Origin of the sequence: Promicromonospora alba (assembly GCF_042654905.1) — a bacterium.
Lineage (GTDB): Bacteria > Actinomycetota > Actinomycetes > Actinomycetales > Cellulomonadaceae > Promicromonospora > Promicromonospora alba.
Window position 1 is genome coordinate 331038 of sequence record NZ_JBHSFI010000008.1, and the last position, 10051, is coordinate 341088.

The following is a 10051-nucleotide window of genomic DNA, read 5'->3' on the forward strand; positions in this document are numbered from 1 at the left end:
GTCGGGGAATCGATCGTTCCGCAAGCCGCCACCGCCCGACGTCCTGGAGACCGAACCAAGCCCATGTGTCACCCGGCGCACCGCCTACTCTCTTGCCTCTGGCGGCTCGATATGGAGGTATGGGCGGACATGATCTGGTTTCAACTGCTCGGTCACGTCTCGGCCCGGGGCGAGGGCGGTGAGGTTCCGCTCGGCTCGGCCCGGCAACGGGCCGTCCTGGCGGCGCTGCTGGTCGAACCCGGCACGCACGTCTCGCTGGATCAGCTCGTCGACCGGGTGTGGGGCACGACGCCGCCACGCAGCGCCCGGCAGACCCTGCACAGCTACGTGTCGCGGCTCCGGAGCGTGCTCGACGACCACGACGGGCCGCTCCTGGAGCGCCGCTCCGGCGGCTACGTCCTGGAGGCGGACGATGCCACGGTGGATCTGCAGCGCTTCCGTGTGCTCGTCGCACAGGCCAGGCAGGCCGACGACGACCGCGCCGGCGCTCTCTGGCAGGAAGCGATGGGTCTGTGGCAGGGCCGGCCGTTCGCCGACCTGGACAGCGACTGGCTGCGGTCGACGGCGGTCAGGCTCGAGGCGGAGCGGCTGGCGGCCGTCCTCGACCACAACGACCTGCTGCTGCGGTCCGGAGAGCACGCAGGCGTTCTGCCCGGCGTGGCTGCCGCCGCGGAGAAACATCCGCTCGACGAACGGCTGGCCGGGCAGCTGATGCTCGCCCTGTACCGGTGCGGCCGTCAGTCCGACGCACTGGCCCACTACCGGCTGCTCCAGGAACGGCTGGCCGACGAGCTCGGCAGCGATCCCGGCCCTGAGCTGCGCGAGCTGCACCAGCGCATCCTCCGGCACGACGCGGAGCCGGCTGCGCCGGATGGCACATCGGATGCGGACCGGAGCGCGCCGGCGTCCGGCCCGTCGTCCGCCGCGTCGTCGCGCCCGGCGTCCGACGCCACGGCAGGCAGGCTGCCCCGCCCCGCACAGCTACCCCTCGATGTCACGGGGTTCACCGGCCGCTCCGACGACCTGCGGCGCCTGGACGAGCTGCTGCTGCCCGGCGCGGACGAGGGCCGCGCGGGGCGGACCGTGGTGATCACCGCGATCCGGGGGACCGCGGGTGTCGGCAAGACCGCGCTCGCGGTGCACTGGGCGCACCGGGTCGCCCACGACTTCCCCGACGGGCAGCTCTACGTGAACCTGCGTGGCTACGACCCGGAGCAGCCGATGCGACCGACCGATGCCCTTGCCCGGTTCCTGGCGGCGCTCGGCGTCCCCGAACGGGACATCCCCCTGGACGACGACGAGCGGGCCGCCCGGTACCGCAGTGAGCTCGCCGAACGCCAGATGCTGATCGTGCTGGACAACGCGGGCAGCGTGGCCCAGGTGCGGCCGCTGCTGCCCGGGAGCGGGGCCTCGACGGTCGTGGTCACCAGCCGGGACAGCCTGGCCGGCCTGGTCGCGGTGCACGGCGCCCAGCGGATCGACCTGGACCTGCTCCCTGCCGCCGACGCCGCCGACCTGCTGCGGCGGCTGATCGGCCCCCGGGTCGACGCCGATCCGGTTGCCGCTGAGCTGCTCGCCGAGCAGTGTGCCCGCCTTCCCCTGGCGCTCCGGGTCGCGGCGGTGCTGGTGACCTCGCAGCCGGACCGGCCGCTGGCCGACGTCGTGGCGGAGCTGGCCGACCGGCAGGAGCGGCTCGAGCTGCTCGACGCCGGCGGAGACCCGTATGCGGCGGTCCACGCGGTCTTCTCGTGGTCGATCCAGCAGCTGCCCGAGCAGGCGGCACGGACCTTCCGGCGGCTGGGCCTGCACCCCGGGCCAGACCTGGACCAGTACGTGGCCGCCGCTCTGACCGGCCTGGCTGCGAGTGCGGCTCGCCGGGTCCTGGAGACGCTCGTCAGCGCCCACCTGCTGCACCGGACCAGCTCCTACCGCTACGGCATGCACGACCTCCTGCGGGCCTACGCCGCCCGTCTGGCCGCCACCGAGGACACCGCCGGCGAACGGGCAGAGGCGGAGCAGCGGCTGTTCGCCTACTACCAGGCCGCGGCGATCGTCGCCGTGGATGTCCTCTACCCGAACGAAGGGGACCACCGGCGGGTGGCGGGTAGCGCGGGAGTCGAGATCCGGGAGCTGGCGGGTCCGGACGCGGCGCGCGGCTGGCTGGAGACGGAGTGGCTGTGCGTACTGGCCATCGCCGAGCACGCCGCCGACGTGGGGGCGTCCGACTTCATCCACGGGTTCGCCCAGACAGTGAACGGGTACTCGGGCCAAACTCACTTCGCGGACGTGCTGACGATCAACGGCCATGCCCTGCGCGCCGCCGAACGCGCTGGAGACCTGGCCGGGCAGGCCCAGGCACTCCGCCAGCTTGCCGCGGGCTACACACGACTCAGCGCGTACGAGGCGTCCATCGATTACGCGCGGCGAGCACTGGTGAAGTTCCGCCAGGTAGGTGACCTCGACGGCGAGGCGCTCACGCTGACCAACCTCGGTTCCACCGAGAACATCCGTGGCCACTACAGGGACGCGCGCGGCTATCACCGTGCGTCGCTGGCGGTGTTCCGTCGGACCAAGGACCGGCACGGTCAGGCGATGGCGCTGAACAATCTCGGGGTGAGCGAGGCGCGACTGGGCAATCTCGCCGAGTCCGTCGGGGTGCAGCATCAGGCCCTCGCCATCTTCCAGGAGCTCGGCTCCCGGTTCAGCGAGGCCGTCACGCTCGGCAACATCGCCGGCGTCGAGATGCGTCGGGAGCGCCTCCCGGAGGCGGCCGACCTGCTCCAGCGGTCGATCTCGATCGCAGAGGAGATGGGCAGCGATCGCAGCCGCGCCAACTCCCTCGACACGCTCGGCTCCCTCCATCTCCGGCTGGGCGAGCCGGACCGGGCTCGCGAGTGCTTCCAGCAGGCGCTGGCGCACTTCGTGCTGAGCGGCGAGCGATCTTCCCAGGCATGGTCGACCAACGGGCTCGGTGAGGTCGCTCTGTTCACCGGCGACGCCGCGGGCGCTGTGGCACGGCACACCGAGGCGCTCGCTCTCGCCGGTGCGGACGGCGCTCGGCATCAGCAGGCCCGCGCCCACGCGGGGATCGGCCACGCGCACCGTGCCCTGGGGAACCCGGACCTGGCCCGGACCCACTACGGGCAAGCCTGTGCGATCTACACCGACCTGGGCATGCCCGAGGCCGAGGAGATGCGCACCGCACTGGCGGAGGCGCCGGCAGCGTGACCACGTCCGCAGGGTGACCACCTCGCCAGGGGGCTACCTCAGTGGCGTCGGCCAGTGGTGTTCGACGCACCCCAGAGCATCCCCGCGACGCTCTGCCGCACGCCGGGCGGCACCACGTCGGCCGGCATCATGCGTGCGATCCGCCGCGCCGGCGACGCGGCGACCTTGCGGTGGACGTACGGGTAGAGGGCGCGGAGCCGGTCGAACTCGGCGCGGGTCCCGGCGTCGTCGTGCCCGGGGAGGGCGTCGAGCGCGGCCCACGTGTCATCGGCCAGCGCGCGCAGCGGAGCGGGGACGGGCACGTCCTGCCAGGTGGCGGGGACGTGGTGCAGTGCAGGGTCGATGAAGGCGTCCGCCCGGGCCACCGCCGCCGCGTCGTCCGGGTCGATCATCGGCAGGCCGAGAGCCGCTGCCGCGGCGAACACCGGCTCGTCCCAGCGGCGGACCAGGTCGCCGTAGCGCACGAAGGCCCGGGGCATCGTCCGGGTGGTGAGCTCGGTCCCGAGCATCAGGTTGATCCACCCCGACACCCGGTCGACCAGCCCGCCACCCTTGTAGAAGGCGGCCCTGCTGCCCGCCACCTCCGCGGGCGGGCGCAGCATCGTGATGCACGACGCCGCGGTGCCCGCCGACACGGCGCCCTCCTGCCAGAGCTCGAAGAACCAGAGCAGCCGCGGATCCTTGATGACGAGGTTCCCGTGCTGCCGGACCTGGGCGGTGAGCCACTCCTGGATCTGACCGCGCGCGTCCCCTTCGACGCTCGCCCGGTCGACGAGGTGCCACGCGATGGGCCGCGCGTCCGACGTCTGGACACCCGCCGCCCGCAGGATGCCGTTGTGGAAGTCCACTACCCACTGCGGCTCGGAGAAGCCGTGCGGGTCCGCGGTGTCCGACACGACCTCCGGCCCCGGGACGTGCAGTCCGAACTCGCGCAGCACCCCGGTGAGCATGCTCGTGCCGCTGCGACCGGAGCCGGTGACGTAGACGACACGGACAGGGGCGCTCACCGGCGGTCAGCCGCCAGGATCACCGGCGTGCCGTGCACCACGGGGGCCCACTCGGTCGCCTCGTCCAGCGCGTTCAGGTCGTACCCGTGCGCGCGGATCCGGTCCCCGAGGTGCTCGTTGACGACGTTGCGGTAGCGGGGGAGCAGCGCGGCGTCGGTGACGTCGCGGAGCAGGTCGGCGCGGGGCGTCCCGCGCCGCGACCCGAGGTTCCCGACATGGCTCCGGACACGTCCGGCCAGCTCCCCCCGCCCGCCGGTCCGCCACAGCTCGGCGTAGCGGTTGCTGCGTCCGGCGTCGACGGCGCCGATCGCGGCGGTGTCGACCTCGATGCCCAGGAACTTGGCCACCCGGCCGAGCTCGCGCTCGGGTTCGCGCATCAGGTGCTCGTACCGCAGCACGAGCAGGTTCTCGATGTGCAGCGCGTCCTCCGCGAACACGTCGTGCGCGTGCACCCAGTGCTCGACGAGCCTGGGGAAGCCGTAGGTGAACCGCCCACGGGTGCTCGTGGCCCACTTGCGCACGGCCAGCGCCTGCACGATCGGGTGCCGCGTCACGACGATGAAGCGGGACCTCGGGAAGATCTCCTGGAAGTAGCGCATCTTCGTCAGGTTGGGCGGCGACTTCTCGACGAGCACCGCGGCGTCGAGGTCCCAGTAGGGCGACCAGCTCGCCCAGAGCCGCGCTCCGGCGTCGGGCACGCGGCGCGCGTCCTCTTCGGTGAGGTGCGCGTGCGGGTGAAACGACCATTCGGACGTATTACCCAGACCGCCGACATATGTGTCCTGGATATGCTGACCTTCGTCCATCACGGCGCCCGTTCCGGTCAGCCCGGAAGCGTCTGGGCTCGCACTGATTATCCGGGCGAGAAGGGCGGTCCCGCTGCGATGAAGGCCACCGACAAAGGTGATGCGACGGTCGTACCAGGGCGTGCTGCTCGTGCGCGTACCGGACATCGGGAAACCTAAGCTGGTCGGCTGGAATGGGGATCGCTGGTGCCCCGCAAAAATATGCGAGGAATGTGCCGCGTGCGACCCGAATCGTCCGGTCGCCGCGCCATTTACGAACTGCAGGACGGCGGCTGTCACCCCAGGATGGTGCCGCACCGCCACACGGGCATATCACGGGGGAAAAGGAAATGGCAGTGAGTGCGGCTCGGCCTGTTCCATCAGCTCAGCCGGTATCGGCCGGGGCGCCGAAACGGAGACCTACGGGATTCCGCGCGGACGTCCAGGGGCTCCGGGCGGTAGCGGTCCTCGCGGTCGTCGCCGACCACGTGATCGGCTGGCCGCGGGGCGGGTTCGTCGGCGTCGACGTGTTCTTCGTGATCTCCGGGTTTCTCATCACCGGACTGCTGCTGCGGGAGTACGAGCGCACGGGAACCATCTCGTTCTCCGCCTTCTACGTGCGCCGGGCCAAGCGGATCCTGCCGGCGGCGGTCTTCGTCCTGCTGGTCACGGTCTGCGCGTCGTTCGCACTGCTGGGCGCCGAACGGTTCCGGAGCGCCGTGGGTGACGCGCTCTACTCGTTCCTCTTCGTCGGCAACTGGCACTTCGCGCGCGAGGGCGTCGACTACTTCCAGGAGTCGTTGCCGCCGTCCCCGCTCCAGCACTACTGGTCGCTGGGGGTCGAGGAGCAGTTCTACCTGGTCTGGCCATGGCTCCTGCTGGGGTTGCTGATCGTCGGCGCGCGGCACCCGGGCTGGCGGCGCGGGCACGCACGCGCGGTCGCGGGGGTCGCGGTCGGCGTGCTCTGCCTGGCCTCCCTGGCTTGGGGTCTGGCCGAGACGACAGCGCAGCCCACCTGGGCGTACTTCACCACCTCGTCGCGGGCCTGGGAGCTGGGCGCGGGCGCGCTCGTCGCCGTCCTGTCGACGCGGCTGAGCATCGGCTCGGAGCGCGTGCGGTCAGCGCTCGCCTGGCTGGGGCTCGCCGGTATCGCCGCGGCGATCCTGGTGACGCCCGAGGGGGAGGGCTTCCCCGTGCCCTGGGCGCTGCTGCCCGTGCTGTCCACGGCGCTCGTCATCGCGGCGGGCGTGGGCGGTCCGGTGGCGCTCTGGCCGCTCACGCACCGCGCGGGCCAGTACCTCGGCGAGATCTCCTACAGCCTGTACCTGTGGCACTTTCCGGTGGCGATCCTGCTGCTCGCCTTCGTGCCGCAGGGTTCGGCGGCCTACCTCGTGCTCGCGCTCGGGCTCACGTTCGCGTTGTCGGCGGCGTCGTACCGCTGGCTCGAGGCGCCCGCCCGGCGCGCCGCGTGGTTCCGGCGCCGTGGCCCCCGCGCCCGGCTCGTACCGCGGGCGGGGTGGTACCGGTACGCGGCGGCGTGCGTCGTCGTCGTGCTGCTCGGGGCCGGGGGCTTCGCGGCGGTCAGGGCAGCCGCCCCAGCCCGGCTCGCGATGCCCGGCGTCGTCCTGGCCGGCAGCACCGCCGCCGACCCCTCCGACTGCGTGGGCGCGGCCGCGCTCGACCCGCGCCATGACTGCACGCTGAACGCAGGGACCGCCGTGGCGCCCGACCCGGCCGGCGCCTCGTACGACACCGGCGGGGCCTTCGCCTGCTACTCGTACCAGGGCGAGCCCATGAAGACCTGCACCTTCGGCAGCGACCGGCCGACGGCGACCCGGGTCGCGGTGGTCGGCGACAGCCACGCCGCGCAGCTGGTGCCGATGCTGCAGCCCCAGCTCGAAGCCGCCGGCTGGCGGGTCGACACCTACGTCGGCAACGGCTGCCGGTGGCGCCTCGTGGAGAGCGACTCCCTGTGCCCCGGGCTGCCGAAGATCCAGGAGGCGCTCGAGCGAGGCGGGTACGACGTCGTCGTGACGACGGCCTCCCGAGCGCACGGCGAGGTGGCGCGCGAGGACTACGTCGCCGCCATGGCGCCCGTCGCCCGGAGCGGCACCGAGGTGGTCGTGCTGGAGGACAGCCCCGACGCCGACGCCGGCTCCACGCGCTGCGTGACGGCGGTGGCCTTCGCCGTGGCCGACGGCTGCGGGACGCCGGCCGGCCGGGCGCTCGCCGCACCCGACCAGCTGGCCGCGGCGGCCCGTGACGTGCCGGGCGCGCACGTGGTCGACCTGACCGACCTGTACTGCGCGGCGGGCGAGTGCCCGTCGGTGATCGGCAACGTGGTGGTCTACCGCGACACCGGCGGGCACATCACCGGGACGTGGGCCAGGACGCTGGGACCGTACGCGGTCGAGCGGATCCAGGCGGCGCTGCGGGGGTGACCTGCCCCGACCTGCGGTATCGGAGCGCTGCCCGCATGATGGTCACGACCGCGAGCCAGGGGGGCACCCGATGATGCGTCCGGAAGACGGCGCGTACCTCGCAGGGCTGCGCTCCGCTACCACCACCGTGCTGGCCGACACCATCGGCCCGGGCCCGGTAGCGCTCCTCGACGCGCCCAACCAGCGCAACGTCGGCGACTCGCTCATCTGGGCCGGCGAGCTGGGGTACCTGAGGCGCCTGGGCATCGAGATCCGGCACGTGAGCGACCTGCGCGGCTACCTCGCGGCGGACGTCCGCGCGGCCATGCCCACCGGCACGATCCTGATCCACGGCGGCGGCAACTTCGGCGACCTGTGGCTCGGGCACCAGGAGCACCGGGAACGCATAGTGCAGGACTTCCCCGGCCACAAGATCGTCCAGCTGCCCCAGTCGGTCTGGTTCCGGTCCGAGCGCCGAGCGGCCGAGGCCGACCGCATCATCGGCGCCCACCGCGACTTCACGCTCCTGGTCCGGGACACCCCGTCGCAGGCGCGGGCCGCCGAACAGCTGCCCAGCGTCCGCGCGGTGTACTGCCACGACATGGCCCTGGGCTGGGAGCCGCCGTTCTTCGACCAGCTCGCCGACAGCACCCGGCGCATGCTCGTGCTCGCCCGCGCCGACAAGGAGAACGCCTCGGGGCTCCAGGACGTCCCGCCGGACTGGGCGCCCGGGCTGGTCGCCGACCGGACCGACTGGCGGCCCGACGCCGCCGCCGACTGGCGCCACAGGGCGGCACGGCTCGTCGCGACCCTCAGCCACCAGCGCGCCCGGGTCGGCCGCCGGATGCCGCTGCCGGCACTCGGCGCCGCGAACAAGCCGGTCGCCGCGGCGCTCGCGGCGATCAACACGGTGAACATCGACAGCGGCGTGCTGCTCTTCGCGCCCGCCCGCGGCGCCGTCGTCGACCGCCTGCACGCGCACGTCATGGCCACGCTGCTGGGCATCGAGCACATCCTGCTGGACAACAGCTACGGCAAGCTGCGCGCGATCTACGACGACTACACGGGCAAGTTCAGCACCGCCCACCAGGTGTCCGGCCTCGACGAGGCGCGCGAGCTCGCCGCCCGGCTCTGGGGAACCTGATGCTCGCGTTCGTGACGTCGCTGCGCCACCCGCACAACTCCGCGGACTACGGCCGGGTGGAGGAGCTGCTGCGGCTCACGCTCAGGTCGCTGACGGCGCAGACCAGCGACGACTACCTGGTGTTCGTGGTCGGCAACCGCGCGCCGGAGATCGAGCCCGGGCTCGCCGAGCGTGTGCGGTTCGTGCCCGTCGGCTTCGCGGCACCGGAGGCGGCGGACGGACCGCACGCCGGCCGGTCGCAGTTCGTCCGGGACAAGGGCAGCAAGATCGGCGTCGGGCTGCTGGCCGCGCGGCCGTACCGGCCCGACCACGTGATGATCGTCGACGCCGACGACTTCGTGAACCGCGACCTCGCGGAGTTCACCGCGCAGCACCGGGACCACCCCGGCTGGGTGGTCGACCGGGGCTGGGTGTACTCGCGGGCCCGGTCGGTCTACCGGCGTCAGCCCGACTTCCACCGGACGTGCGGCAGCAGCTTCGTCGTCCCGTTCGAGGCGTACGGGGTACCCGACGACCTCGACGAGACAGCCACGCAGGACGAGGTCCTCGCGGGGTTCGGCGACCGGGTCGAGAACGTCATGGGCGCGCACCGGCACGCGCTCGAGTGGTACGCCCGCCACCAGGGAAGGGTGCTCGAACCCCTGCCGTTCCGCGGCGCCGTCTACCACGTGGACACGGGGGAGAACCACTCCGGCAAGCGGCTGCGCGGGCTCGCCAGGCCGCTCGACCCGGAGTTCGCCGTACGGTTCGGCCTCCCGCCGGCCCGCCGGACGACCGCGGCGCTGTGGTCCGCCGTCGGACCCCGGGCGGCGGCCGAGACGGCGCTGACGACGGTCCGCCGGGTGCTGGGACCGGTGGTCCGCCGGGCGCTGACGGCGAGCGGGCGCGCGTGACCGTCGAGGTGGTCCACTGGAACCCCAGGCGGCCGGTGGTGCCAGGAAGGCTCGGCAGGCTCGTTCCCGTCCGGCGCCGGGTCAACAACTTCGGCGACCTGATCGGCCCGGCGCTCGTCGAGCACATCCTCGCTGCCCGCGGCATCGATCCGGCACGGGGGAGCGCCCGCAGGCTGCTCACGGTCGGCTCGATCCTGCACCTGGCCGCGCCCGGCGACGTGGTCTGGGGCTCCGGGATCAACGGCAAGGAGGCGCACCTGCCGCCCGGCCTGGGGCTGGACGTGCGCGCCGTCCGGGGGCCCATCACGCACCGGCTCCTGCGCGAGGCGGGGATCGAGGCGCCCCGCGTCTTCGGCGACCCGGCGCTGCTCTGGAGCCGGTTCTGGCCTCGGGAGAGCTATGCCGACGGCGAGCGGCGGGCCGTCGGGTTCGTGCCCAACCTGCACGACTGGGTGCGGCACCGCGACGACCCGCGGACGATCGCGCCGCAGGGCGACCTCCACACGATCGCCGGGCAGATCGCGCGGTGCGATCTCGTGGTCGCGACGTCCCTGCACGGCATAGTGCTCGCCGA

At 73.0% G+C, this 10051-nt stretch carries 7 protein-coding genes; 5 read left to right on the plus strand and 2 right to left on the minus strand.

Annotated elements, in window-relative coordinates:
• The first annotated feature begins 129 nt into the window (after positions 1-129).
• Positions 130-3228, plus strand: a complete 3099-nt coding sequence (locus ACFO6V_RS24090) for an AfsR/SARP family transcriptional regulator (protein WP_377140484.1) — start codon at positions 130-132, stop codon at positions 3226-3228.
• Between the two features lie 38 nt (positions 3229-3266).
• Here ACFO6V_RS24090 and ACFO6V_RS24095 read toward each other — a convergent pair whose 3' ends face one another.
• Both ACFO6V_RS24095 and ACFO6V_RS24100 read right to left on the minus strand, forming a co-directional pair.
• Positions 3267-4235, minus strand: coding sequence for a sulfotransferase family protein (locus tag ACFO6V_RS24095; RefSeq protein ID WP_377140486.1), 969 nt, complete (start codon positions 4233-4235; stop codon positions 3267-3269).
• On the minus strand, positions 4232-5188 hold the full coding sequence (locus ACFO6V_RS24100; RefSeq protein ID WP_377140488.1) for a sulfotransferase family protein: 957 nt from the start codon (positions 5186-5188) through the stop codon (positions 4232-4234). Before ACFO6V_RS24100 ends, ACFO6V_RS24095 begins: the two co-directional genes overlap by 4 nt.
• A gap of 188 nt (positions 5189-5376) precedes the next feature.
• Between ACFO6V_RS24100 and ACFO6V_RS24105 the strand changes: the two genes are divergently transcribed.
• The 4 genes from ACFO6V_RS24105 to ACFO6V_RS24120 form a co-directional block, all read left to right on the plus strand.
• The gene (locus ACFO6V_RS24105; protein WP_377140490.1) at positions 5377-7461 is read left to right on the plus strand and encodes an acyltransferase family protein; all 2085 of its coding nucleotides are present in this window, start codon (positions 5377-5379) and stop codon (positions 7459-7461) included.
• Between the two features lie 70 nt (positions 7462-7531).
• Positions 7532-8584, plus strand: coding sequence for a polysaccharide pyruvyl transferase family protein (locus tag ACFO6V_RS24110; protein ID WP_377140492.1), 1053 nt, complete (start codon positions 7532-7534; stop codon positions 8582-8584).
• Positions 8584-9477 (plus strand): hypothetical protein, encoded by an 894-nt coding sequence (locus tag ACFO6V_RS24115; RefSeq protein WP_377140494.1) that lies wholly within the window; start codon positions 8584-8586, stop codon positions 9475-9477. Before ACFO6V_RS24110 ends, ACFO6V_RS24115 begins: the two co-directional genes overlap by 1 nt.
• Positions 9474-10051, plus strand: a 578-nt coding sequence (locus ACFO6V_RS24120; RefSeq protein ID WP_377140496.1) for a polysaccharide pyruvyl transferase family protein, incomplete at its 3' end; no start/stop codon positions are given. The genes ACFO6V_RS24115 and ACFO6V_RS24120, both read left to right, overlap by 4 nt.